Below are 25307 nucleotides of genomic sequence, written 5' to 3'. Positions count from 1 at the left end.
TCCTCGCGGTGGTAAGCGCAACGGTGTGGCGTGCTGTGGTGTGGCATGGAGCGGCGGGGCCGGGTGCTGTCAGGTGCACCCGGCCCCGCCAGTTCATGGGTGGGTCAGTCGGTCAGTTGGACGGCCCGCAGGCCGGTGGCGCTCTTGGAGTTGTTGGTGATTCCCGAACCCCACTCGGACCAGCCGCGCGCCCGGCCGTCGTTGTCGACGTCGTTGACGGCGATGCCGAGTCCGATGGACGCGGTCGGCTTGCCGCTGAGGCCGAGCGAGGCCCACGGCACCGTCACCGTGTAGCTGGTGGTGGTGCCGTCCCGGGTGATCCGGGCGGTGGCACCCGGGGTCGGCCCGGCGGTCTGGCCGGACGGCGGCCGCCAGGTGTAGATCTGCGGCTTGCCGCCCACCAGCGAGGCGCCGGCCTCGACGTACTGCCGGCTGCGGCCGGGCAGTTGGGGGGTGACGGCGAACTGGATGCTGTCGCCCTGCCACATGTTCTCGGCGGTGGTGGCGGGCTGGGCCAGGACGTTGTCGGTGATCTCGCCCTTCAGCACGAGCCCGGCGTCGGTGTACTGGGGCCGGATGGTGCCGGAGAGGTCGGCCGCGCCCTGGTAGCCGCCCGCGAAGTACACGTTGCCCTGAGCGGCGATGTCGATGGGCGTGGTGGTGTCCGTACCGGCGGGCTGCACGGCGCCCCAGCCGTTCCAGGCGCCCACGGGGGTCCTGGTGCCGTCGGGGGTGCTGATGTAGGCGGCCGTCCAGTAGCGGTTCCAGGGCTTGATGTTGCGCGCGTCCACGGTGTACGAGGTGCTGGACTCGGTGCCGACCTTGATCGGCCCGTCGATGGTGCCCCGGTCCACATAGGCGGTGCCCTCGTTCACCTGCCACTCCAGCTTGGTGAGGTCGAGCGCGGAGCGGGCGCGGTTGTTGGTGACGGTGACCTTGAGCCCGGCGGCGAACGGCGCCGCCTTCTTCACCACCGGGTCGAAGGTGACCTCGGTCGGGGCCACCACGTCGGTGTCGGTGGTGATCCGGCCGAGGGTGAGCGGTCCGAATCCGACCGTGCCGCTGATCGAGCGCGGCCCCGTCAGGGCGGACGTGGGCAGCTCGACGGTCTTGCGGGTGACCTGGCCGGGCTTGGCCGTCAGGCCATAGGTCTTCCCCGCCACGCGGAACTGCAGGGGCCACGGCACCGGGAGGTGCCCCTTCGTGCGGTCGACCTTGAGCACCGCCGTGACGGGCTCCTCCGTGTTGGTGCGCCGGGGGAGTTCGAGGGAGTAGGCGGGAGCGGCGACGGACTTGACGCCGGTCACCGTGCCCTTGACGTACAGCACCTTGCCGTCGACCCCGAGCTGCACCTTGCCGCCGGACGGGGTGTAGGTCTTCGCGTGGCCCAGCTGGTCGGTGACGGTGAGCGGGCCGGTGGCCGAGAGCTCCACGGTTCCGGGTGCCGTCGCGGTCGTGTACAGCGCCCGGACGGTGTCGGCGCCGGTGCCGAAGCGGTACGAGCGGACGGCGTCGGAACCGGCGTCGTCACGGCCGGTGTACGCACGGCCCGCGATCTGGCGGATCAGGACGCCCTCGGTGACGACGGACGGCTTGGGCTGCCAGGCCTGGACGTCGGCGGTGGGGCGCTTGAACCCACCGAAGTTGTGTTCCTTGTTGGTGGCGTCGGTGCCGTCGTTGGTGAGGTCGTACCAGTAGTAGCGGTTGGCCCCCGAGGCGAACGAGAAGATCTGGGCACGCGGCAGGTACTCGGCCTGCAGGGCCGGGGTGACGCCGTCGCTGTGGGTGGGGTACCCGTTCTCCGTGATCCACAACGGGAAGTTCTTGCCGCCCGCCGCGTCCAGATCGGCACGCACCTGCGGAAGCTTCGCCAGAGCTTCCTCGGGCGGCCTCGGGTAGCCGTATTCGTGGACGCTGAGCGCGTCCATGCAGTCCAGCCCGCCGATCGCGTACAGCCGCTTGAGCCAGTCGGTCTGGAGACCGGCCAGGGCGCCGCCCACGACGGTGGCGTCCGGCACCTTGGCGTGCACCTTGCCGAAGCTCGCCTTGAGCAGCTTGAGGTAGCAGTCGGCGGTGATGCCGCAGGTGCCGTTGTTGAAGCCGGTCGAGTTGTACTCGTTGTAGATCTCGACCTCCTTCGTGGACTGCTGGTACTTGTCCACGATGGCGGCGGTGTACTTCCCGTAGGCCTCCAGCGCCGCGTCGGATGCCGGCGTCCGGTTGTTGTCGTACAGGGGGTTGCGGTAGGCGGAGATGGGCAGGGCGGTCAGCCCCTGCGTCTTGGCGTACGGGATGTGCTGGTCGGTGGAGTATCCGCTCCAGGTGTACTCGCCGGCAGTCTTCTCGATGGCGCTCCAGTTGATGTCGGAGCGTATCCCGTGCATGCCCATCAGCTTGACCGAACGCAGCAGCTTCTGGTCGTCGCCGCCGTTCCACCCGTAGTGGATGCCGGTGCCGAAGCGGGGGTCCTTCTGCTCGTGGCCGGCCAGTGCGGTCAGCACGCCGAAATTGGCGGTACGGGTGGTGGCACCCGCGGTCGCCGTGAGCGTGTAGTAGCCGCTGCCGAGCTGGGTGACGTCGACGGTGGCCGTGCCGCCCGAGACCGGTGCGGTGCCCGACGCGACGGTCAGGCCCTGGTCGTCGACGGCCTTCCAGGCCACCGAGGCCTCGTCGGAGGCCAGGGTGATCTTCGCCTGCCCCTTGACGAAGATCAGGTCGGGCGAGGTGACGGTGAGGGTGCCGGCCGCGTGGGCGGCCGGAGCCGTACCGGGCAGCGGCGCCACCACCAGCAGGCAGCCGAGCAGGGCGGCGGCGCTGCCCCATGCTGCGGGCCGTCTGGAGCGGCCCGTTACTCTGGCCGGAACCAGTGGACCTGGCCGGATCGTGCCGTTCTTTTCCATCGAGGCATCCTCTCGATCGGATCGGCGCGGTGCGTATCGGTGGTTCCCGGGTGGTGGTGTGCTCCGTCGGCTGTACCCCGGCGGAGCGCACCGGCCCGTGTGCCGTCGGCGCGCACCGCTGCCGCCGTCGGCCGCGCGGACCGGGTCCGCGCGTGTGCCCGGGTGGAACTCATCCCTTGAGGCCGGTGAAGCCTCCCCCGCCGCGTACGATCTGCCGCTGGAAGATCAGGAACAGCACGACCGGGGGCAGGATGGCGAGCAGCATCCCGGCGATGAGCAGCGACTGTTCCGCCGTTTCCGCGAGGCGCGGCAGCGCGGCGGAGATGGGCTGCTTCTCGGTGTCCGGGATGACGATCAGGGGCCAGAGGAAGTCCTTCCAGGAGTTCATGACCGTCAGCAGGGTCACCACCGCGAGGATCGGCCGCGACATGGGCAGCACGATCCGGCGGAAGATGATGAACGGGCCCGCGCCGTCCACCTTGGCGGCCTCGAAGAGTTCGCGCGGAATGCCGTCGAAGAACTTCATCACGATCAGCACGGTGAAGGCGCTGGCGGCGTGCGGCAGCCAGACGCCCCACGGGCTGTTGGCGAGCGAGATGCCGAGGCCCGGCAGGTCGAGCACGGTGAGGTAGAGCGCGACCAGGGAGATGGAGCCCGGGATGAAGAGGGTGGCGAGCACCATCCACCGCACGGGCGCCGCCCACTTGGGGCGCAGCACGGACAGGACGTAACCGCCGGTGGTGGCGACGACGAGGTGTGCGACGACCGATCCGGTGACCAGGACCACGGTGTTCCAGAGGTACTGGCCGACCTGGAGTTCGTTCCAGGCGCGGGAGAGGTTGTCCCATTGCGCGTGGTCGGGCCAGAGCGCCAGCGGGTCGCGCAGCAGCTCCTGGGTCGGTGAGACGGCGCCCTTGAACGTCCAGTAGAGGGGGGCTGCGCCGAAGGCGAGCAGCAGCAGGAGCGAGAGGGTCTGCACGGAGCGGAGCGAGAGGCGTACGGAGGTCCGCCGCCGGTCGGCGTTGGATATGAGTCCGCGTCCGCCCTCCTCGGAGCGGTTCCTGCGGCGGGTGCGAAGGGGGGTCTGTACGGCCATCAGTTGCTCCAGCTCCTCGTCGCCCGCAGATAGATCGCCGAGAGCACGCCGAGCACGAGGGCCAGCATCACACTGAGCGCGGTCGCGGCTCCGAAGTCGCCGTTCTGGAAGGCGTAGTTGTAGATCAGCATCAGGACGGTGAGAGTGGAGTCCTCCGGGCCGCCGTCCGTCATCACGAAGGGTTCGGTGAAGATCTGCAGGGTGCCGATGATCTGGAGCAGCAGCATGATCAGGACGACCCCGCGCAGCGACGGCAGGGTGATGTGCCAGACCCGGCGCCAGATGCCCGCCGCGTCGATCTCGGCTGCCTCGTACAGTTCGGTCGGTACGGAGCCGAGCGCCGCCAGATAGATGATCACCGTGGAGCCGAAGCCCGCCCAGGTCGCTTCCAGGACGATCGACAGCATGGCGGTGTCGGTGGACTGCAGCCAGGGGTACGGGCCGAGGCCCACATGGGCCAGCAGCTGGTTGAACAGGCCGGCGTCCGGGTCGTAGAACACCTTCCAGAGCAGGACGGAGACGACCGGGGGAATCGCCACCGGCAGGTAGGCGAGGATACGGAACAGCGTGCCGCCGCGCCGCAGTTCGGCGATGAGCACCGCGAGGAAGAGCGGCACCGGGAAGCCGATCACCAGCGCGAGCAGCGCGAAGAGCGCGGTGTTCTTGACGGCCGTCCACAGCAGCGGGTCGTCCAGCACGTGCTGGAAGTTGTCCAGGCCCACCCAGGTGGCGGGGCCGACCAGATTGGTCTGCTGGAAGCTGAGCTGCACGCTCTGGACGATCGGCCACCAGGAGAAGTACGCGAAGCACAGCACCATCGGCAGGCCGAACAGGAGGGTGGTGACGCCTCCTTGCCTGACCCAGCGGACGATGCGTTCCACGGGGCCGCCGCGACGCGGGGAGGCGGTGCGCGGCGGCCCGTCCGGTGTCCGCGGCGGGGCCGCGGAGGGGTCGGCGGAACGCTGTTTCTGCGTCCGGTTCTTCTGGGTGCGGTTCCCGGCGGGCGCCGCAGGCGCGTGTGACCTGCTCATTGACGTCTCCTCGCCTCTCCTCGTGCTGTACTCATGCCTGATGTGCCGGACACGCTCCAGTGCCGTGACCGGCAACGTTTGCCCGGTGAGGAGCGGTGTCCGGTGCGTGCGGTCGCAAGGCGGACGAAAGTCCTTGTAGCGGAGCTGCCAGGGCTTTTGGCCAACGCTGCGAGCGTGCGTGCCGGGCCACGCGACGGGGCAAACATTGCCGGTCACGGCACCTAGTTCTGCGCGCGCTCCACCTGGGACTTGACCTGCGAGGCGGCCTTCTTCAGCTGCTCGGCCGGGTCGGCGTCCTGGCGCGTCAGTACGGCCTGCACGGCGCTGTCGAGGGCCTTGTAGACGTTCTGTGCCTCGACGCGCGGCTCGATGACCAGTTCGTACTCGTTGAGCGCCTTGGTGTACGGGGCGAAGTGCGCGACCGGCACATTGGCCAGCTTGTCGACCGCGGCCTGGACGGGGTCGGCGATGGCCGGCTTGTAGAACGGGACGGTCGGCGCACCGATGACGGCGCCGTCCTTCTTCTTGGCCGCCGCGTCCTTCTCGCCGAGCGCGACGTCGTACTTGGGGGCGAGGTAGTAGAAGTCGATGAACTTCGCCGCGGCCTCGCGCTGTTGCGGGGTGGCCCTGGGGCTGATCACGGCGATGGTGCCGCCGGCCAGGGTCCGCTTGCTGCTGCCGTCCGTGGGCATGGCGGAGAGCGCGATGTTCTCCGGGTCGCCCTTGTACTGATCGATGTAGTGGCCGATGATGCTGGGCCCGGCGATCGTCATGCCGATCTTTCCGGCGGAGAAGTCCTTCTCCATGTCGGTGATGTTGCGCATCTGGTTCTTGCCCATCGACTGATCCGTCCAGCGCATCTCCTTGAGCGCCTTGAGGGACTTCTCGGCACCGCTGCCGGACCGGTCGAAGGAGTTGGCCCACTTGCCGCCGGACTCCTCCTGCATGGTGTCGCCGAAGGAGTACGCCATGGCGGTGAGCATCCAGCCGCCGGCGTTCTCCTTGGTCATCTGGGCGTAACCGGTGGTACCGGTCTTCTCCGAGATCGCCCTGGCCGCCGCACGGACCTCCGGCCAGGTGGTCGGCGGCTTGTCGGGGTCGAGCCCGGCCTTCTCGAACAGGTCCCGGTTGTAGACCAGTCCGAGGGCGTACTCCTCGGTGGGAATGCCGTAGATCTTGCCGTCCAGGCCCTTCGCCGCCCCGAGCGCGACCTGGTTGAAGTCCTCGCTGTGCCGGAGCCCCTTGAAGTCCGCGGTGAGATCCGCGATCTGCTTGCGCTTGATCAGGCCGGACATCTCGGTGAGCGGCACCCGGACGATCGTCTCCAGGCTGCCGCCGCCCACCTTGGTCTGGAAGCTCTGCTGGTCGTACTGGTACTCGTTCGTCTTGACCTTGATCTTGGGATTGGCCTTCTCGAACTCCGCCACCCGCGCTTCGAAGATCTTGAGCGCGGCGGCGTTGGTGGCCGGCGGGCGCCCGGAGACCGTGATGGTCACCGTGCCGTCCCCGGCGGTGTCACTGCCGGAACCGGAACACGAGGCAAGCACGCAGACGAGCGCACCTGCGGTGACGCCCGTCAGGGCGATGCGCAGGGAGGGTCTCATCGGGGACTCCATTCAAGGGCAGACCGGAACGTGGCTGGAAAGCGTTTTCCAGCCGGGGTCACCTTGCACCGCCCGATATCGTCACGTCAATGGGTGCGGGGCGGACTTCCGACCCGGAGGTTTACCGTATGCCCCTTGCCGGAGCGTTGACGTCGGCTTAGCCTCTGGAAAACGTTTCCCAAGCGTTGCCGAAGATCGTCGGTCCGACGATCGCGAGCTGGAGGACATCCCGTGCACCCTGCCTGGTCGGTCGCCGAGTACGACCGTGCCCTGCTGCGAGCAGCCCTTGCCGAGGGCGACCGCTGCTGGGACCCCGAGGCGAACCTGCTGCAGGTCGAAGCCCCGTACAACCCCATCCACACCCGTATCAAGGGCGGTCTCGCGCACCCCACCCGCAACTCCCTGCAGTACGCGCTGCTCCTGCTGGAACGGGGCGGCGCGGGCGACGACAAGCGCGCCCACGACGTGATCCTGCGGATCGCCGAGCTCCAGGACCGGTCCACGGACAGTCCCACCTACGGCATCTGGGGCTACTACGCCGAGGAGCCGGCGGCGAAGATGGAACCGGCCGACTGGAACTGGGCGGACTTCCTCGGCATCCATCTGCTGCTGGTGCACGCCCGGCACGGCGACCGCCTGCCGCCCGCGGTGCTGCGTGAACTCCTGGAGTCGGTGCGGCACGCGGCGGCGTCGATCGTCCGCCGGAACGTCCCCATGACGTACACCAACGTCGCCGTGATGGGCACCTTCGTCACGCTCGCCGCCGGGCGGCTCCTCGACGACGAGGCGCTGTTCGTCTACGGCAAGGACCGCGTGGTGCGGCTGTGCGAGGCGATCGACAGCACCGGCAGTTTCACCGAGTTCAACAGCCCGGCCTACTGGGGAGTCGTGCTCCAGACGCTGACCCTGATCAGGGAGCACGTCCGGGACGAGGAGGTGCTGGAACTCAACGACCGGCTGCACGACCGGCTCTGGCTGCACTTCCTGGCCCGCTGGCACCCGCCGACCCGCCAGCTCTCCGGCCCCATGGCCCGCTGCTACAGCAACGATCTGGGCGTGCCGCCGTTTCTTGTGAAGGCGGTACGGGGGGTACTGGGCACCCCGGAGATCGGCCCCGTCGGGGGGGAGATGTCCATCGGCGTCCATGCCTGTGTGGACTACCGCATGCCCGACTGGGTGCTGCCGCGGCTGCTGGAGCTGGACGGTGAGCGCGAGCACCGGGAGCTCTTCGTCGAGGGCCCGTCCCCGGAGACGGGAACGACCTGGCTGGACGCGGTCACCACGCTGGGCAGCGTCAACCACCAGGACACCTGGCTGCAACGGCGTCCGCTGTTCGGCCACTGGGTGCGCCCCGACGGATCCGCCGGGCATCTGCACATCCATCTGGTGAAGGACGACGGGGCGGAGGACTTCGACTTCGCGTCGGGCGTCCTCTCCACCGTGCAGAGCGGCCCGCACGTGGCCTGGCTGACGGGCTTCGCCTGCCCGGCGGGCGACCGGCACCACCACCTCGACATGATCGAACCGGGTGACACGTTCCGCGCACGGTCGCTGCGCCTGGTGGTCGACGCGATCGGGGCCCCGCCCGTGGCGGAGACGTCCGCGGTCGACGGTGGTGCCGACCTCGACCTGGGTACGGCACGGCTGGGCTTCAGGCTGGCCGGGGGCGGCTTCGGCGGCCGTACACCGACGGTCCGGCTGGTTCCGCTCGCCGACGGGGTGCGGATCGAGGTCGTCCTCTTCGAGAGCGCGACCCCGGTCGAGCTGGACTGGGCGACGCTCGGCGACGCGTTCGCAGGCGGATCGCTCTCCCTCGTCCCGGCCGGTGCGGAGCAGGACGGGAAGCCCGCGCCGGCTCCGGAGGTGGACACCTCCGGCGACTGCGCCGAGGTGCGCTGGACGACCCCGCGGGGGCACCGGCTCACCCTGCGCGGTGGCCGGTCGGTGGTCTCCCGCGAGGAGCACGCCGCGTTGTACGGCGCGACGCTGGACGGCGCGGCAGTGCCCTCGCCCCGCCTGTCGGAGTCCCGGCTGGTTCCGTAGACCACTGGATCCGTGGATCTCTTGGTGATCAGCCACGGATCGACGGATCCCTGGCTGATCACCGGCGTAATCGTGTCAGAGGGCCGTGCCGGTCCCGCCGCCGGTGGCGCGGCGCCTGCGGGCCGCCGCCACGAGGCCCGCGCCGGTCAGGACGGTCACGCCCGCGAGTCCGCCGAGAACGGCCAGGAACAGGGCGTTGGTGCCGGTCGGGGCCATGCCCGACTTCGCCGGTGACGGGTCTCCGGCGGCCTGCCGGATCAGATCGGCGACGACGTCGGGGTGCGAGATCATCGCGGCGTGGGAGGAGTCGACCTCGACCGTATGCGCGCGGGCGCGCTTTGCCTCGAAGCGTTCGAGATCCGGGGCGATCGCCTTGTCCCGGGTCGCGACCAGCGCCCAGGACGGGATGGTCCTCCAGGCCGCCGCCGTCGCCTTTTCCATGAACGCGGCTCCGCTGATGGGACGTTGGGAGGCCGCCAGCACGTCCGTGGTCTCCGACGGCACGTCCGCCGCGAAGACGTTGTGGAACTCGGCGGGCCGGATGTACAGGTCGATGCCCTCCGTGCCGTCGGATTTCCGGAACGGCACCGGCTTCAGCGCCGTGTTGAGGTCGCTGCCCGCGAACTTCGCCCCCAGATCCGCCAGCCCCTCCCCCTTGTCCGGCATGAACGCGGACACGTACACCAGCGACTTCACCTGCGGATTCCCGGCGGCCGCGGTGCCGATCACCGCGCCGCCGTAGGAATGCCCGGCCAGCACGATCGGGCCCCTGATGCTCTTCAGCACGTCGGCCAGGTACGCGGAGTCACTGGCCGGCCCGCGCAGGGGATTGGCCGGAGCCATGACCGTGTACCCGTCACGCTGCAGGCGTTCCACCACGCCGTTCCAGCCCGAGGCATCGGCGAACGCGCCGTGTACGAGCACCACCGTGGGCCTGGCGTCGGCCGGACCGGCGCCGCCGTCGGCTACGGCGGATACGGGGGCGGTGGCAAGGGTGGCCGCGGTGAGCGCTGCGGCGAGGGCCTGCGCGCGACGCCCGCGTATCCGTTTCCGCGGGGCGGGGAAGGTGGAGGGGGGCATGCTGTTCTCTCTTCGTCGTGGGCCGGTTGCTGGGCTCAGCGTCGCCAGGCCCGGCCCGAACAGCGCGACACGCAAAGCAGAGGAGTGAAGACGCCCGACCGTCCGGGTGAGCAGTGCACCACACACAGTGACGGTGTGTACCGGCCGGGCCGGAAGGGGCCGGCCTGATCGGACGTATGCCCCGGTGACCGGTCGTACGAGGGGCGGCGGCGGACCGGGTGAGGTATCCCGGAAGCATGGCTTTCCGGCGATTCCTGCAATCGTTCCGCGAGTCCGGAAGGCGCAGGAACGCACTCGTGGTGATGCCGTTCGCGCTGATCACCCTCGTCACGGTGGTGGACATCAAAGTGCCACCGGATGTCCATCTCGGCCCGTTCCTGGTGGCGGCACCCGCGATGGCGGCCTCGTTCACCGGACCGCGCATGACGGCCTTCGTCGGCGCGGTCGCTGTGCTGGCCCAGGCCCTGGTGGCTGCCGCGCGCACCGATCTCACCGACCTCAACCACACCTACCAGATCATCGCGCTCACCCTCATCTCGGCCTTCGTCACCCTCTTCGCCCACCTGAGAGAGCGGAACGAGAAGGCGGTGACACAACTGCGTTCGGTGGCCGAGGCGGCGCAGCGCGTGGTGCTGCGGCCGCTGCCCGTCCGAAGCGGCCCGCTGCGCATCGCCTCGGTCTATCTGGCCGCGGAGGCGGAGGCGCAGATCGGGGGCGATCTCTACGCGGCCGCCCGCACCACCGACGGAACCCGCCTGATCATCGGTGACGTACGCGGCAAGGGGCTGGCAGCGATCGGTGAGGCGGCCAGTGTCCTGGGCGCCTTCCACGCCCTTTCCCGCCAGGAGTGGCGACTGCCGGATCTGGTGGCGCATCTGGAGGTGAGCGTCGCACCGGACCAGAACTGCGCCTTTCACGAAGGCGAGGACGGGAACGGCGCCGACGCCCAGGAGATCGCGGAGTCGTTCGTCACCGCCGCCGTTCTCGACATCCCCGACGGAGCCGCCGAGCTCCGCCTGGTCAGCTGCGGTCATCCGCCACCGCTGCTGCTGCGCGCGGGCGAGGCGATCCCGCTCCGGGTGCGGGCGCCCGCCCCTCCGCTCGGTCTGGCGCACCTGCTGGTCACCGATCACACGGCGGAGACGTTCGCCTTCGGCGTCGGCGACACCCTGCTCCTGTACACGGACGGTGTCATCGAGTCCCGGAACCGGTCGGGGGAGTTCTATCCGCTCCCGGAACGGGCCGCCTCGCGCTGCGGTCAGGCCCCGGACTCCCTGCTGAAGTCGCTCTGCGCCGACCTGGTCCGCCACGCCGGCGGCCGCCTGGGCGACGACGCGGCACTGGTCGCCATCGAACGGCTCCCGGCCCCCGGGGGCGACACCCGCGTGACCACCGCCGGGTGACGGCCGCCGGTCCGCGCCGTCTCAGCTCCGGCGTCCTCGCAGACGGCGCGACACGGCACGCAGCCAGGGATGGCGTTCGTGCACCTGCGCCGAACGCCGGTCGAGCTCCTTGCCCAGGCGTTCCGTGCGCTTGTCGATGTCGAGTTCGTCCAGAATCCGGTCGACTTCGGCGAGCAGGGCTCCGTGCAGCTGCCACTGCCGGGGGTGTTCCTGGACGCCCGCCAGGAGCAGGTCCGCCACCCGGTCCCTGGTCGCGCGGCTGGCGGCGAGTGCGCGGGCCAGCCGGTCCTCCGCCCCCTCGGCGTTCTCCGCGACCGGAGTGGTGATCAACTCCGAGAAGCTCTCGATGGCGCCGGCCATCTGTCCGAACAGTTCTTTCAGGGAAGCGGCCACGTCTCCGGGGAACAGGGTCTCCTCGGTACGGGCCTTGGCCAGGTCGGTCAGGGTGCGTGACAGCACTCGCAGCACCACGGCGCAGATCTCCAGAGTGTCCAGGCCGGTACGGAGCACGACCCGGTACAGCAGCCCCTGCCGGACGCGTGGATTGAGCGTGAGTCCTTCCTCGGCCTGCCGGAGCGAGGCATCGACCTCGACGATGTCGTGGTCCAGCCGACGGGCCTCGTGGAGCCGGTCGGCCGCCCGCCGGACCGGGATGTGCCCCGTCACGTCCTCCCCCATCGCGCGGAACATGTGGCCCATCGCACGGGCCAGACTGTCGATGGAGGCGCCCGCGGACTGCACCCACACGGGCGGTGCGAAGAGCAGGTTGAACAGCAGTCCCACGCCGGCGCCGATGAGTGTCTCCAGCACGCGGTCCCATGCCGTGGAGGCGACCTGGGAGACGCCCAGGACGAGCATCGCGCTGATCGCCACCTCGGGTACGAACTCGTCGACCCGCACCAGCCGCCCGATGATCAGCGAGGCGAAGATCGTCAGTCCGAGGCTCCACCAGCTGAGGCCGACCAGCGCGCTGAGCGCGGTGGCGATGAGCACCCCGACGACGACCGAGTTAACCCGGCGAATCCCCGTGGTGAGGGTCGCGTAGAGGGTGACCTGTACGACGAGGAGCGCGGTGAGCGGTGCCGTGAGCGGTGCCGGATGCGGCAGGGTCCACACCGCCACGGCATAGGCGATGACGGCGGCCGCCGTGGAGCGCAGGGTCTGCGCCCCGACGGGTTCGGTCGTGCGCCGGACGAGCTTGATCACGGGCTCGGATACGGATACTCCTGGCATCTCTGTCCCATGCCCACCCGTACTGCGTCGCAGCGCCTCGGCGAACCGAACCCCACCGTACGGGCGTGCCGGTGCGCGTCGAATGCGCCGGAGGCACGGCCCGCGCGGCCCCGGGTTCAGGAACGCGGATCGAGGGCGTCGATCAGCTCCCCGCACGTGGCGGTGGCCCGCGCCTCGTCGGCCAGGCACTCGGCCCGCGCCCGGTACGAGGGTTCCTTGAGCACGAGTTCGGCGGCCGACCGGATCCGGGAGACGTCGTCGGTGCCGAGCTCCGGCGCATCGTCCGCCGGACCACCGGTCGGGGTGACGGCGAGTCCCGCACCCGCCTCGGTCACCAGCCGGGCGTTCGTCGGCTGGTCGGCGAAGAGGGGGACGCAGACCAGCGGGACGCCCGCCGCCAGGGCTCCGAAGGTCGTTCCCGACCCACCGTGGCAGACCACGAGCGAGGCGTGGTGCAGCACGTCGGCCTGCGGCACCCACGCCTCCACACGGGCGTTGGGCGGAATCGGCCCGAGGCCCGACACATCGGTACCGTGTCCCGCCGTGAGCAGCACCCGTACCGGCAGTCCGCTCAGCGCCTCCAGTGCGGCCCGGTACAGGCCGGTGGCGGTCGGCAGGGCGCCCGCCACGGTGCCGAGGCTGAGGTAGACCAGCGGCTCCTCGGATCCGCCCCACCAGTCCGGCAGCACCCCCGGCTCCGGGGTTTCGTGATAGCGGTGGGTCACGGCGTACGGCGAGGGGTCCAGGGAGGCGGGCAGGCGCGTCAGGTACGGGGACTCCCGGAGCCGTTCCGCGATGCGGGGACCGTACGGGTCGAGCACGGGGCGCAGCAGCGCGTCGGTGGACCCGGTGAACCGCGCGGCGGAGACCGCGACCCGGGCGTGCGGGATCCCCTGCCGCTCGGCGGCCACCACCGACGCGAACTCGAACGCCTCGTGCAGCACGAGGTCGGGCCGCCATTCGCGGCACGCCTCCTCCATTGCGGGCAGCATCGCGGCGACGCCCAGCCGGCCGAACACCTCCCCGACCATCAGGGAGGCTCCGTCGCCCGGGGGCAGCGCCAGGATGCGTTTCATCACCGGCATCACCTCGTCGTCCTTCGGCTGCCCGCCGATGCGGTACGGCTGTTCCCGGGCCGCCAGGGACGCTTCGAGTCTCGGCGGTGCGACGACGAGGACATCGTCGCCGCGTGCCGTGCACGCGTCGATGAGGGGGACGAGTGGGTGGAAGTGGCCCGAGCCGTTGGTCGAGGCGAAAAGTACGCGCATGGCCCGAGCCTAGGGAGGCCCGCCCCGTACCCACAGGACCACTTTCCGCCTGTTTCCCGGCACGTCAGCCGGCGAATCCCACGTGCACATGGTCGTGGTGGGTGTCGTCGGTGAAGAACTGATGCGCCGTCGCGCCCCCGGAGAGCTGGATCGGTCCGCCGACGTTGTACGAGCCGGCCGCCGCCGCGTCGCGCATGAACGCTTCGGTCAGCCGGCGCGGGGTGGCCGGATCGACGACCCGGTGCCCGTCGATCCGCCATACGTCGAAGGCCCGGCCCGGCGGGTGGTCGCTGGGCCGGTCGGTGCCGAACACGTACAGCGGATGCCCGGAACGGAACACGGTGATGTCCATCCGGTACGCACCTGCCAGTCGCAGCAGGGCCCGCAGCACGGTGGGGTGGATGTGCCCGCTGCGGACGTCGGCCTCCGCCGCGGGCGGCAGGCCGATCCGCGGGCTGTCCAGCACCTGCCGTGCCGCGGCGGGCAGCGGTGCGACGGCGGCGCCGGGGCGGCCCGGGTGCAGCGCCGTGACGTCCCAGCGGGGCCGCGCCCGGCTCAGTCGTACGTCGACGGTCGTGCCGCCCGTGTGCCCGGGGGTCCATTGACGGCACACCACCATCACGCTGGCCGTGTCCGCCAGAATCCCGCCGTACTGCGCCTCGATCACCTGGAGCGCGGCCTCGTCGGCGTCGGGCCGCAGCGGGCCCGCCCGGTCCACCAGTGACGGTGCCGCCCCGAGAGCGGCCACCCGTCTCCTCGCCGCGGCCGTGCTCCCCTGCCCGGCGGGCCACGCGCCGATCGCCTCCACCACCTGTGCGGCGCGCAGCTTCACGGCGGGGTCCACGTCGCCGCGGTCGGGCTGCCAGGCCGTGGTCGCGGGCAGCGGCGAGGGCCGGGACGGGGGCGGGGGTTCCGATGGGGACGGGCCGGACGCTGTCCGGGAGGTCGCCGAGCAGGCCGTGGTTCCCACGAGCAGGGCGCCGGTGCCAAGCAGCAGGGAGCGTCGGCCGAGTGGTTGTCGCATGAGCTGCCCCGTTCCCGTTCTGGGTCCTCGTCACGGGGACCGGGACCCGCAGCTTTTCGATGCCCGTCGTTCTCTGCGCTGCGGGGGGGGCACTCGCGCCCGGCGGCCGTGACGCGTCGTCACAGTGTCGTGACGAGCCCTCCGTCGATGACGAAGTCCGATCCGGTGACGTTTCCGGAGCGGCCGCTCGCCAGCAGCAGCACGAGGTCGGCCACTTCCTCCGGCCGGCTGAACCTCCCGGTGGCCGCCCGGTCCGCGGCCTCCTGCGCGACGGTGTCCGGTGCGGTGGCGCCGCCCGCCGCGAACGTGTCCGCGATGCCTCCCTCCCCCAGCCAGAGGTCGGTGGCCACGGGCCCGGGGCTGACGGTGTTCACCCGTACCCCGTGCGGGCCGACCTCCTTGGACAGGGCCCTGCAGAAGTTGGTCAGGGCAGCCTTGCTCGCGCAGTAGTCGATGACCGAGGGGTCGGGCAGAAAGGCGGTGACCGAACTGACCGTCACGATCGAGCCGGAACCGCCCTCGATCAGGTGCGGCAGCGCGGCGCGGGTGGTGCGGACCGCAGAGAGGAAGTTGATCGTCAGCGCCCACATCCAGTCGTCGTCGCCGAGGGACGCGAAGCCGCCCGTTCGCGGACGTACCGCCCCTACGTTGTTGACCAGGATGTCCAGCCCGCCGAACCGGGCGACCGCTTCCTCGACCGGTTCCTCGGAGCCGTCGGGCCCGGCGAGGTCCACCTTGACGAAGTGGACCTCCTGGGCCGCCACCAGCTCGGACAGGGGTTCGGTGAGGGTGCGGGAGGCCGCGACCACACACGCGCCCTCGTCGGCGAGCGCCTGTGTCACGGCAAGGCCGATGCCCCGGCCCGCGCCGGTGACCACGGCCACCTTGCCTTCGAGATGCAGATCCACCACGGTCTCCTAGCGTTGAACAGCACCGACGGCGGCGGATGCAGGCTCCCCGGACGAGGACGAGCCGCCGGACTCAGCGTTGCCGGAGCCGGCGGTGACGGCGCGGCCCGGACAGCAGCGGAGTGACGCGGCCCGACTGTCCGGGTGAACGCCGTGCGCGGTCGGCCGAGCGGGGCTCCGCCACGGAGTTGCCTCACGTCCCGTCAACCGCCGCCGACGGGATCCCCGGACTGGAGCGCACCACGCGGCGCACGGTAGCCGCCGGGTACGTCACCGAGGAAGGGGGTGCGGAGCCGGCTGGCTGGCGGACGGCCTGGCGGGCTGGGCCTCCTCGCAGGCGGCCCCCTTCCCCGCGGCGGTGACTCCCTGCATCGTGGTGGCCGAATCGTGAACCGCTCCCGCCTCCCGGAGCCGCGCCGCACTGCGGAGGGCCGCCGGCGTGACACAGCTCACGACTGTTCATGAGTTGCGCAACCATTAAAGTGTGAGCATGGATGCCGACAACGCCGACACCCGGGCGAACCAGCAGACCGCGATGCTCGACGGCGGCCCCGCACACGGGCTGCGGATGCGGGTCACCAGCCCACCGCCGGTCCTCCAGGTCACCTGGCCGTGCGACGTCGAGGCCCCGCCCGAAGGAATGCGCGTCGACGCGCTGTTCGTATACCGGCTCGACCCCCGGTCGAAGGGCGAACCACTGCTGCGCTACGGCTTCGACGGGGCCAGCCCCTGAAGGTCCGGCCCGAGGCGATCGCCCGCACCACCGGTTCGGGGACCGGGGCGGGGGACGCCGTCCACCCACCCGACGAGGTCGGCGAAGGCCGCTGCCGCCTCATGGATCCGGGCCGGCCGGGCTTGAGCCGAACGGCGCATGCCCCACCCATGACCGCGGCGCGGTGGCCGGCCTGTGGTCATATGGCCTGAGGCTGGATGTTGACGACAGGCGCCCGCGCCGGACGCCCGAGGCGAGCGGGAGGGGAGGCCGGTGCCGCAGGATCCGCAGGACGCGTCCGCCGATGAACCGGGGCACGTTCCCTACGTGTCGCTGCTCAACCTGCCGCTCAGTTCCGATCTGGACCGTATCGGCGAGCAGACGCACACCCCGGCCCGCGCCCAGCGCAGTCTGCAGGGAGTCGGGAGCCTGATCCGGTGACGGGGTACGGCGGTCGGCCGCGGGAGACGGATCCGATGCGTGCGGCGGGGAAGTGCGCGCATTCCACGCATCGACGGTCGCCCTGACCCCCCTCCTCGCTCGGCGCGGCCAGCCGGGACGGCACCCCGGTTCTCGTGGCAGCCGCGCTGCTCGCGGCCGTCGAGACCAAGGCACCGGGCACGAGGCGGCGCCGGACGCAACACGGTCACCGGCACCGATCCGGCGGTTGCCGACCGGCCCGGCCCACCGCGAACTCCCGGCGGCGGTCGGCCAGTCCGCCCCGGTCACGGGTGCCATGGACGGACATCCGGTGTCCGCCCCGCCGCCTCCCACCACCAGGGCGTTGTGTTCCGTGCTGCTACGGGACCGCCGTTCCACCTCTGCTCTTCCCGTCGGCCGTCACGGAGTCCCGAGACCGTCCATGACCAGGTCGGCCAGGATCCGCGGCAGGTCTTCGTCGAGGGGCTCCCGGGTCAGCAGCACCCTGCTGTGAAGGGGGGCGATCAGGGCTTCGAGGGCCACACGCGGATTCACCCCGGGCCGGAGTTCACCCCGGTCGATGCCCCGTTCGACCATCGTGGCCGCCAGCTGGATCCTCGACTGCCAGAACGCCTCCCGTGCCGCGGCCAGTTCGGTGTCCTCCACCGTGATCACCGCCGCGCGGGCGAGGGCCCGGCCGAGGGGGCTGTTGAGGTACCCCACCACCGATGCGGCGAAGAGGTACAGATCCTCACGCACCGAGCCGGTGTCGGGGATCGGTACCTGCCGGTCACTGACGGCGAGCAGCGCGTCGGTGATCAGATTCTCCCGCGTACGCCAACGCCGGTACACGGAGGTCTCGTTCACCTCGGCACGGGCGGCGACGTCGGCAAAGCTGAACTTGGTCACGCCGTTCTCGACCAGCGCGTCCACGGCGGCGTCGAGTACAGCTCGGCGGACCCGCGCGCCCCGGCCTCCGGGGCGGCGCCGGATCTCGTCCTCGGTCATGTGCATCACTCCTCGCACCCATACTAACGCCAAGATTCTTGCTTTTATCGCCACAGTGGTCCATGGTTTCTAACGCAAAGATTCATGCTTTTAGCGTCGCTCACGGTGACGCTGCCGCGTTAGGAGTTCGATATGTCGTACGTATGGCCGCTGGACCCGCGTGACCTGTTCGCCGAGCGGTATCCGCAGATGCTCGGCTTCGGGCTGCCTGCCGAGGACGTCGACGCGGCCCGTGCCGCGATCAGCGACATGTGGCCGGACGCACCGGCCGGCTGGGTCCACGAGTGGTCGCGGCTCGCGGCCCGCTACGCCGACGCGGGCCGGCACGACCTGGCGGCGCTCGCCTACGGCTGGGCGAAGTTCCCCACGCTGGCCGACGAGCCCAAGCGGAGCGCGCTGGCCCGGCAGGCCGAGCACTACGAGCTCGCCTCCCCGGGCTTCCCGGTGGACTTCGAGCGCCGGATCATCACGGTCCCCCACCAGGGCGGCACGGCCCGGGTCGCGATCCACATCCTGGCCGCGCCCGGCCTGCCCGCCGACGCGCCCGTCACACTCGCGAGCGGAGGAGTGGACTCCTGGAAGATGGATCTTCACCCGCTGTGGGTGGATCTCGCGCTCCAGTCCCGTACCCGGATCGTCGCCTTCGACATCGCGGGCACGGGTGAGACCAGCCACGTCCCGATGACTCACGACGGCGGCACCGAGATCATCGAGGGCCTGATCGCCGAAGCCCGCAGGCTCGGCAACGGCAAGGTGGCGCACTTCGGCGTCTCGATGGGCGGCTACTACGCCGCTCGCACCGGGCTCTCCGGCGCGGTGGACGCCGCGGTGGTGCTCGGCGGCCCCGTGGAAGCCTCGTTCGCGCCCGGCCGCGGCTTCGCGTTCGGCATGGAGGGAATCGTGGGCAACGCCCTCGGCTTCGACCGGCCCCCGAACCCGCAGGAGCAGTCCGACGCGTTCGCCCGTTTCAATCTGCGCCCGCTCCTCGACCAGGACGTCCACGCCCCGATGCTCGTCATCAACGGCACCGACGACGTCCATGTCCCCGAGCACGACACCCTCGTCTTCCGGCACCGTCGTGACACCCGTGTCGAGCTCGTTCCCGGCACGGGGCACTGCGCCATCTCCAAGCTGCCCGAGGTCCTGCCCGTCGTCGTCGACTGGCTCGGGCAGAGCCTGAAGGCCTGAACCCGTGAGGGAACGAGCGCCCCGGCGGGCGGTGTGCCGGGGCGCTCGTTCCCGCGCCTCGCTGTTGTTCCCGCGATTCCCGTCGTTCCTGCGATTCCCGTTGTTTCCGCGATTCCCCGTCGTCCCTACGGTTCGCCGTCCGGCGTTGTTCCTACGGTTCGCCGTCCGGCCGGGCTCGGCCGGAGACGATGGCTCCGGTGCGTTTGAGGGTGCGGATGATCGGGGCCGTCTCGACCGTGTCGATGCCCGGGAGCGCGCCGATGCGGTCGGCGAGGTAGTCGTAGAGGTGCTCGTCGTCCTGGCACAGGACGGTGGCGAGAAGGTTGGTCCGTCCCGTGGTGGCAGCGGCGTACGCCACCTCGGGGTGCTGGGCCAACGCGGCACCGGCGGCGGCGAGCCGCGCGGGCCGCACCGACATCCACAGGGCGGTGCCGGCCGGGTTGCCGAGTGTGCGCTCGTCGACGTCCAGGACGAAGAAGAGCGCCCCGGCCGTCCGCAGGTGTGCGATGCGGCGCCGCACCGTCGACTCGTGGCAGCGGGCCTCGACGGCGAGCGCGGCGTGCGAGGTGCGGCCGTCACGGGCCAGCACGGCGAGCAGGACGCGGTCGAGGTCGGTGAGGTCCACCGGCGGCGCCTGGGCGTCGGGCGCCGGGTACGAGGGGGCGAGCGCGTCCTTCTGCTCCTGGCTCAGCACGGACGCGGGGCCGTCCCAGGTGGTCGGTCCGCCCTTGAAGAGCCTCAGCAGCCGGTGGGCGGCCACCGAGGTGACCCCGCGGCTCGCGGGGATCCGGTTCATCAGGAGTGTGTCGCGGTCGTGGTCGCTGCGTACCGCGAGATGGCAGATGACCTCCGTTCCGCCGGAGGCGAGCTTGACCCAGCGGGTGTCCTCCCGCCGGGCCAGCGCCCGAGCGAGACCGAGCGCGGCGCTGGGGACGCACTGGAGCCGCAGCGCCCACACGGACTCCCCGACGGGTCTGGGGTTGAGCCGGCCGACGACGCGCAGACCGGCCGTTTCGCGCAGTCCGGCATAGCGGCGGGCGACCATCTGGTCCGAGACGCCCAGTACCGAGGCAATCCGGCGCAACGGCGCACGGCCGTCAATCTTCAGTGCGTGAATGAGCTGCAGATCGATGGATTCCACGCATCCGGAGTCTATCCGGCGGGAAAACCGGCATGCGGCAGCGGACTCGTTGCGCCCGGTCGGGGCCGATCCGGATCCTCGGTGTTGCAGGCCCGCGCGCCCACCGAGGGCGCGCAGCCGCATCCCTGTGGCGCTGCTCCAGGCGCAGCTGCCGCTGTCGACGAAGAGGAGGACGGGAGGCGCCGGCACAACGCCCGCGCCCCCGACGGCACATGAGCACATTCCGTGACCTTCGGCACTACATCGAAAACATGACCGAGACGCTCGGGAAGGACGAGGTTCTCCGGATCGACGGCGCGGACCGGGATCTGGACATCGGTGGCATCACCGAACTGATGGCGGAGAAGGAAGGCCCCGCCCTGATGTTCGACAACATTCCCGGCTTCCCGGCGGGGTACCGGGTGTTCACCAACTTCATGGGGACGGCGGCCCGGACCGCGGTGGCGCTCGGGCTGCCGCCCGGCACCGCGAAGCTGGACATCGTGCGGGCCTGGAAGGACCTGAGCAAGCGGATCGAACCGATCCCGCCGGTCGAGGTCTTCACCGGACCGGTCCTGGAGAACGTCCTGACCGGCGACGACGTGGATCTCGGTGTCTTCCCGGCGCCCCGGTGGCACGAAGGTGACGGCGGCCGCTACATCGGCACCGCCTGCATGGTCATCGCCCGGGACCCCGACAGCGGCTGGGTGAACATCGGCACCTACCGGGCCTGCGTCCAGGGTCGCGACCGGCTCTCGCTGTGGATGCTCGGCAACCGGCACGCCAGGGCCATCGCCGAGAAGTACTGGGAGCGCGGCCGGTCCTGCCCGATCGCGGTGGTGGTGGGCCAGGACCCGATCCTCTCGACCGCCGCGGCGATCGCCGCACCGTCGGGGATGTCGGAGTACGACCTGGCCGGCGGACTCCGCGGAGAGGCAGTCGAGGTGCTGTACCCCCAGGGCAGCGACCTTCCGGTGCCGGCGCACGCGGAGATCGTGATCGAGGGCGAGATGCCGCCGGTCGAGGAGGAGTCCGTACTGGAGGGGCCCTTCGGGGAGTGGACCGGCTACTACACGCACTCGGGCCAGGAGACGGTGGTCCGGGTGACCCGGATCCTGCACCGGAACGATCCGATCATCCTGGGCGCCCCGCCGATGCTCCCGACCGTCCCGGCCGGTGACCAGGCCGTACCCCTGTACTCGGCGTCGGTGACCTGGGACCACCTGGAGGCCTCCGGTGTGCAGAACATCAAGGGGGTGTGGGCCTACGCCCGGCAGCTCCTGATGGTCGTCTCCATCGAACAGACCGGTGCGGGGGACGCCATGCACGCGCTCCTGGCGGCGGCGGGGCGCAAGCGCACCGGCGGCATGGAGCGGTACTTCGTCGTGGTCGACGAGGACATCGACATCACCGACATCAACCACGTCCTGTGGGCGGTGTTCACCCGGGTCGACCCGTCCGAGTCCCTCCAGGTACTGCGCGCGCCCACGACCGCCATCGATCCGCGGCTCTCGCCCGAACGGCGTGCCGCCGGTGACCTGTCGATGGGGATCGTGCTGATCGACGCGACCAAGCCGTTCGCGTGGAAGGACCGGTACCCGGCGGCCAACCGCTTCGACGACGAGGCCCGTGAGGAGCTGCGCAGGCGTTGGGAGGACGTCCTGTCGCTCTGACCCGACACCGCGAGGAGGAGAGGGGAGGCAGTGCTGACGCCCCTCTCCCCCTCGCCACCGGGAGAGAAGCCGGCCCTGATCCCCTCTTCTCCCTCCCTCATCCCCGGGAGGCGGACGCGCCGCCGGTCCCTCCGTCTCCCCCGCCACCGCGCGGGGAGACGGGGCCGTGTCCCCTCCCGGGTGGTCCGTCCCAGTCCCGCCGCAACAGGAGTCCGCAGTGACCACCACACCTCCCACTCGCCTCGTCGTCGGAGTAACCGGCGCGACAGGGGCACCGATCGCCGTCCGCCTGCTGGAAGTCCTGCGGGAGGTGCCGGGGGTGGAGACCCACCTCGTGCTGAGCACCTGGGCCCGCTCGACCATCGAGGTGGAGACCCCCTACACCGGCAGGCAGTTCGCCGAACTCGCCGATGTGAACCACAAGTTCGGTGAGCTGGGCGCCACGATCTCGTCGGGCTCGTATCCGGCCGCCGGCATGGTCGTCGTCCCGTGCAGCATGAAGACGCTCGCGGCGGTACGGCACGGCATCGCCGACAACCTCATCTCCCGCGCGGCGGACGTCACCCTCAAGGAGCGGCGCCCGCTGGTCCTCGTACCCCGGGAAACGCCGCTCAGCGAGATCCATCTGGAGAACATGCTCGCCCTCTCCCGCATGGGGGCCCGCATCGTCCCGCCGATGCCGTCCTTCTACGACGCCCCGGCCTGCATCGACGACCTCGTGAACCACATCGTGATGCGGATCCTCGACCAGTTCCCTCTCCCGGTCGCCGCCGCGGACATCGCTGAGAGGTGGCCGGGTCTGGCCGATGCCCGAGGCCGGAGGGGCCATCGGGGGGAAGCGGACGAAGGGGGTGAAGAGGGCGAGGTGCGGAACCGCTCAGGAGTGCACGGGAGTTGCTGAGGCGCTCTGGTCAAGTGTGCACGCGTGGTCTATTCCTTTCCCCATGGATGGTGTGGTGTGGCTCGTCCTGAGCACGGGCGGACTCCTGGTGCTTCTGAACCTGGGCATCGGCGTCCTCGCTCTGTGGAGTCACCGCGAGTCTCTGCGGGCGACGGAGCGGCTGATCGCGTCGGGCGAGCTGGATGTGTATCACGCGGCATGGCTGACCGGGCCCGGATACGAGCGGTCGGCGCCCTGGGGCAGAGAGTGTGAGGCGGCCGAGACGTCCCTGCGGTCGTTGGCCGGGGCGGGGCTCGTACGGCTCGACGAGGGTGACTCACGGTTCGTACCGGTCGCCGAGGCGGACGAGAAGGGCGCCCCGCCTCCGGAGCATCCGCTGACCCTGGAGGCCTGGCAGTTCACCTTCGGTTCGTGGTCCACCGGACACGCTGTGACGGTACGGGCGCTGGCCACCCATCCCGCGTTCCAAGCGGCCTGCGCGGCCCATGCGGAACGGCTGTCCGGCTATCTGCCGCCGCACCGCACGAGCCGTGACGACCGTGCCCGGCGCGCGCCGCCGGCCGCGGGACTGATCGCGGCGGGATGGGTCACGCTCAATACCTTCCTGGTGCTGGTGCGGAGCGTTTTCGGCGAGGCCGGCACCGGGACCGGATGGGACCCGGAGCGTGTCGTCGGCGTGATCGCGGCAACCCTGGCCACCGCCGCCCTCGCCGTGATCGTCCTGATGTCTTCGCACGTCTTCGTCTGGCAGGGGTGGCAGGACCGGTGGCCCCGAAGGCTGCGCGCACACTGCCGGAGCGTGATCGAGCGGGAATCCCGCGGCCGGGTCCCTCCGTCACGCCTCCCACGGGGCGACGACGACCACTGAGATGTACGCGGGAGGAGCTCAGGCGACCAGGGGCCTGTCATGGGGGCCGACAGGGGCCGGGAGCACAGTGGAACCGGTCAGACAGCGGTCCGCCGCGGCCGCGGCGGACCGTCCCTCCGCGATGGCCCACACCACGAGGGACTGGCCGCGCCCCGCGTCACCGGCGATGAACACCCTGCCCGTCCTGGCGCGGGCCACCTGCTTCGCCCACGCGGCCGACTCCTCCGGCTCCGCCCCCTCGGCCCCCTCGGCCGTTTCAGTCGTGCCGGCCGTATCGGCCGTTTCAGCGGCGAAGCCGGCATCGCGGGCGAAGTTCCCCCGGTCGTCCAGCGTGAGCCCGAGCTGGCGCATGAGGCCGGTGTCCCGTTCGGGACCGAAGAAGCCGAGGGCGATCAGGATCAGATCTGCCGGGATCACGTGCTCCGTTTCCAGCCGCGGACTTCTGCTCCCGGTCTCCGCTTCCGCCAGGCGCAGCGCGCGCACACGGCCCGTCCGGTCGCCTTCGAAGCTGAGGGTGGTGGAGGAGAACAGTCTCGGGTCCGCGCCGTCCCGCCCCCGGGCCTCCTCATGGGCGTGGGACACGCGATAGACCTTCGGGTACACGGGCCAGGGCTCGGCCTCCGGCCGGGCGGCGCCGGGTTCCGGATTGATGTCGACCTGCACGACGGAGGCGGCTCCCTGGCGCAGGACGGTGCCCAGACAGTCCGAACCGGTGTCCCCGCCGCCGATGATCACCACGTGTCTGCCCTCGGCGCTGACGATCGGCACGTCGCGGTCGCCCTCCGCGACCCGGTTCGCCAGGGTCAGGTAGTCCATGGCCTGGTGGATGCCGCACAGCTCCCGCCCCGGGACGGGCAGTTCCCGACGTCCTGTGGCTCCGACGGCGATGACGACCGCGTCGTATCGTTCCGCGAGCTCGGCGGCGTCGAGGTCGCCGCCGACGTCCACCCCCGTACGGAACTTGGTGCCCTCCGCCCGCATCTGGTCGATGCGTCGGTCGAGGTGGCACTTCTCCATCTTGAACGCGGGGATGCCGTAGCGCAGCAGGCCGCCGATGCGGTCGGCGCGCTCGAAGACGGCGACGGTGTGCCCGGCCCGGGTGAGCTGTTGCGCCGCCGCCAGTCCGGCGGGGCCGGAACCGACGACGGCGACGGTCTTCCCGCTGAGCCGCTCGGGCGGCTGCGGCGGAGCGTACCCGCGCGCCCAGCTCTGGTCGGCGATCGCCTGCTCGACATTCTTGATCGTCACCGGATCGGCGTTGATGGTCAGCACACAGGCGTCCTCGCACGGCGCCGGGCACAGCCGCCCGGTGAACTCCGGAAAGTTGTTCGTCGCGTGCAGTCGCTCGGCCGCCGCCCTCCAGTCGCCCTTCCTCGCGTACGCGTTCCACTCGGGAATGAGGTTTCCCAGCGGGCAACCGCTGTGGCAGAACGGAAGGCCGCAGTCCATGCAACGCCCCGCCTGCTCGGACACGAGCGGAAGCCGGGCCTGCCCCGCATAGACCTCGTTCCAGTCGCTCAGCCGTTCCTCTACCGGGCGCGCCGGGACAGGCCGGCGGGGGGTTCTGAGGAAGCCGTAGGGGTCGGTCATGCGCCGCCTCCGTCGCTCACTCGCGGTGCACAGGCGTTACGGCCAGACTACGCCCGCAGTCAATTGCGACCACCGCTCCGGGGCCGCTCGGCCACGGCATCGAACGCCGTGCAGGACCGGTCGCCACCGCCGGGAGAGACCCCTGGTTTCCTCTCGCTCGCGGCTTCTCACCCGGGGCGGCCCGGCCCGAGGTGTCCCAGCTCCCGAGGTGTCCTAGCTTGGGAAGAGAGGTTTCGT

At 70.9% G+C, this 25307-nt stretch carries 20 protein-coding genes; 8 read left to right on the top strand and 12 right to left on the bottom strand.

All coding sequences use genetic code 11. The features are described 5' to 3' along the window. Nucleotides 1-104: 104 nt before the first annotated feature. The 4 genes from ACIOMQ_RS17870 to ACIOMQ_RS17855 all read right to left on the bottom strand — a co-directional run bounded on the left by ACIOMQ_RS17870 (nt 105) and on the right by ACIOMQ_RS17855 (nt 6631). The gene (locus ACIOMQ_RS17870) at nt 105-2900 is read right to left on the bottom strand and encodes a hypothetical protein (RefSeq protein WP_402189443.1); all 2796 of its coding nucleotides are present in this window, start codon (nt 2898-2900) and stop codon (nt 105-107) included. A gap of 169 nt (nt 2901-3069) precedes the next feature. Beyond that, complete coding sequence (locus ACIOMQ_RS17865; protein WP_362198380.1) at nt 3070-3996, bottom strand: carbohydrate ABC transporter permease; 927 nt, start codon at nt 3994-3996, stop codon at nt 3070-3072. Beyond that, a complete protein-coding gene (locus tag ACIOMQ_RS17860; protein ID WP_401756577.1) occupies nt 3996-5027 on the bottom strand; it encodes a carbohydrate ABC transporter permease in 1032 nt (343 codons plus the stop codon). Before ACIOMQ_RS17860 ends, ACIOMQ_RS17865 begins: the two co-directional genes overlap by 1 nt. 221 nt (nt 5028-5248) lie before the next feature. Beyond that, nucleotides 5249-6631, bottom strand: a complete 1383-nt coding sequence (locus ACIOMQ_RS17855) for an extracellular solute-binding protein (protein ID WP_362198374.1) — start codon at nt 6629-6631, stop codon at nt 5249-5251. A 231-nt stretch (nt 6632-6862) separates the two neighbouring features. On the opposite strand from ACIOMQ_RS17855, the gene ACIOMQ_RS17850 reads away from it, so the two are divergent. Beyond that, a complete protein-coding gene (locus tag ACIOMQ_RS17850; RefSeq protein WP_402189441.1) occupies nt 6863-8674 on the top strand; it encodes a hypothetical protein in 1812 nt (603 codons plus the stop codon). A 75-nt stretch (nt 8675-8749) separates the two neighbouring features. Here the strand turns inward: ACIOMQ_RS17850 and ACIOMQ_RS17845 are convergent, their stop codons facing one another. Continuing rightward, on the bottom strand, nt 8750-9754 hold the full coding sequence (locus ACIOMQ_RS17845; protein WP_362198368.1) for an alpha/beta hydrolase: 1005 nt from the start codon (nt 9752-9754) through the stop codon (nt 8750-8752). 236 nt (nt 9755-9990) lie between these two features. On the opposite strand from ACIOMQ_RS17845, the gene ACIOMQ_RS17840 reads away from it, so the two are divergent. Beyond that, complete coding sequence (locus ACIOMQ_RS17840; protein ID WP_362198365.1) at nt 9991-11157, top strand: PP2C family protein-serine/threonine phosphatase; 1167 nt, start codon at nt 9991-9993, stop codon at nt 11155-11157. A gap of 21 nt (nt 11158-11178) precedes the next feature. On the opposite strand, the gene ACIOMQ_RS17835 is transcribed toward ACIOMQ_RS17840, so the two are convergent. The 4 genes from ACIOMQ_RS17835 to ACIOMQ_RS17820 all read right to left on the bottom strand — a co-directional run bounded on the left by ACIOMQ_RS17835 (nt 11179) and on the right by ACIOMQ_RS17820 (nt 15590). After that, nucleotides 11179-12390, bottom strand: coding sequence for an aromatic acid exporter family protein (locus ACIOMQ_RS17835; RefSeq protein ID WP_362198362.1), 1212 nt, complete (start codon nt 12388-12390; stop codon nt 11179-11181). A gap of 116 nt (nt 12391-12506) precedes the next feature. Next, nucleotides 12507-13658 (bottom strand): glycosyltransferase, encoded by a 1152-nt coding sequence (locus ACIOMQ_RS17830; RefSeq protein WP_362198359.1) that lies wholly within the window; start codon nt 13656-13658, stop codon nt 12507-12509. A 64-nt stretch (nt 13659-13722) separates the two neighbouring features. Beyond that, on the bottom strand, nt 13723-14682 hold the full coding sequence (locus ACIOMQ_RS17825) for a hypothetical protein (protein ID WP_401268741.1): 960 nt from the start codon (nt 14680-14682) through the stop codon (nt 13723-13725). Nucleotides 14683-14801: 119 nt separating this feature from the next. After that, a complete protein-coding gene (locus ACIOMQ_RS17820) occupies nt 14802-15590 on the bottom strand; it encodes an oxidoreductase (RefSeq protein ID WP_362198991.1) in 789 nt (262 codons plus the stop codon). A 490-nt stretch (nt 15591-16080) separates the two neighbouring features. On the opposite strand from ACIOMQ_RS17820, the gene ACIOMQ_RS17815 reads away from it, so the two are divergent. Further along, nucleotides 16081-16323, top strand: coding sequence for a hypothetical protein (locus tag ACIOMQ_RS17815; RefSeq protein WP_362198353.1), 243 nt, complete (start codon nt 16081-16083; stop codon nt 16321-16323). Between the two features lie 252 nt (nt 16324-16575). After that, nucleotides 16576-16743, top strand: coding sequence for a hypothetical protein (locus ACIOMQ_RS17810; protein WP_401987874.1), 168 nt, complete (start codon nt 16576-16578; stop codon nt 16741-16743). A gap of 399 nt (nt 16744-17142) precedes the next feature. Here ACIOMQ_RS17810 and ACIOMQ_RS17805 read toward each other — a convergent pair whose 3' ends face one another. Continuing rightward, complete coding sequence (locus ACIOMQ_RS17805; RefSeq protein ID WP_362198350.1) at nt 17143-17730, bottom strand: TetR/AcrR family transcriptional regulator; 588 nt, start codon at nt 17728-17730, stop codon at nt 17143-17145. A gap of 132 nt (nt 17731-17862) precedes the next feature. On the opposite strand from ACIOMQ_RS17805, the gene ACIOMQ_RS17800 reads away from it, so the two are divergent. Beyond that, nucleotides 17863-18918: an alpha/beta fold hydrolase gene (locus ACIOMQ_RS17800; protein WP_401268750.1), complete on the top strand. Its 1056-nt coding sequence runs from the start codon at nt 17863-17865 to the stop codon at nt 18916-18918. Nucleotides 18919-19069: 151 nt separating this feature from the next. On the opposite strand, the gene ACIOMQ_RS17795 is transcribed toward ACIOMQ_RS17800, so the two are convergent. After that, on the bottom strand, nt 19070-20059 hold the full coding sequence (locus ACIOMQ_RS17795) for an Lrp/AsnC family transcriptional regulator (RefSeq protein ID WP_362198344.1): 990 nt from the start codon (nt 20057-20059) through the stop codon (nt 19070-19072). 251 nt (nt 20060-20310) lie between these two features. Between ACIOMQ_RS17795 and ACIOMQ_RS17790 the strand changes: the two genes are divergently transcribed. The 3 genes from ACIOMQ_RS17790 to ACIOMQ_RS17780 all read left to right on the top strand — a co-directional run bounded on the left by ACIOMQ_RS17790 (nt 20311) and on the right by ACIOMQ_RS17780 (nt 23480). After that, on the top strand, nt 20311-21711 hold the full coding sequence (locus tag ACIOMQ_RS17790) for a UbiD family decarboxylase (RefSeq protein ID WP_402189436.1): 1401 nt from the start codon (nt 20311-20313) through the stop codon (nt 21709-21711). 217 nt (nt 21712-21928) lie between these two features. Further along, nucleotides 21929-22612: a UbiX family flavin prenyltransferase gene (locus ACIOMQ_RS17785; RefSeq protein ID WP_401268756.1), complete on the top strand. Its 684-nt coding sequence runs from the start codon at nt 21929-21931 to the stop codon at nt 22610-22612. A gap of 43 nt (nt 22613-22655) precedes the next feature. Next, the gene (locus tag ACIOMQ_RS17780) at nt 22656-23480 is read left to right on the top strand and encodes a hypothetical protein (protein ID WP_362198336.1); all 825 of its coding nucleotides are present in this window, start codon (nt 22656-22658) and stop codon (nt 23478-23480) included. Between the two features lie 18 nt (nt 23481-23498). On the opposite strand, the gene ACIOMQ_RS17775 is transcribed toward ACIOMQ_RS17780, so the two are convergent. Next, complete coding sequence (locus tag ACIOMQ_RS17775) at nt 23499-25070, bottom strand: glutamate synthase subunit beta (RefSeq protein WP_401268759.1); 1572 nt, start codon at nt 25068-25070, stop codon at nt 23499-23501. Between the last annotated feature and the right edge of the window lie 237 nt (nt 25071-25307).

The sequence above is a fragment of the Streptomyces sp. NPDC087845 genome, from assembly GCF_044742755.1.
GTDB lineage: Bacteria > Actinomycetota > Actinomycetes > Streptomycetales > Streptomycetaceae > Streptomyces.
Note: the sequence above shows the minus strand (reverse complement) of the source record. Positions and strands in the feature narration are given on the sequence as shown.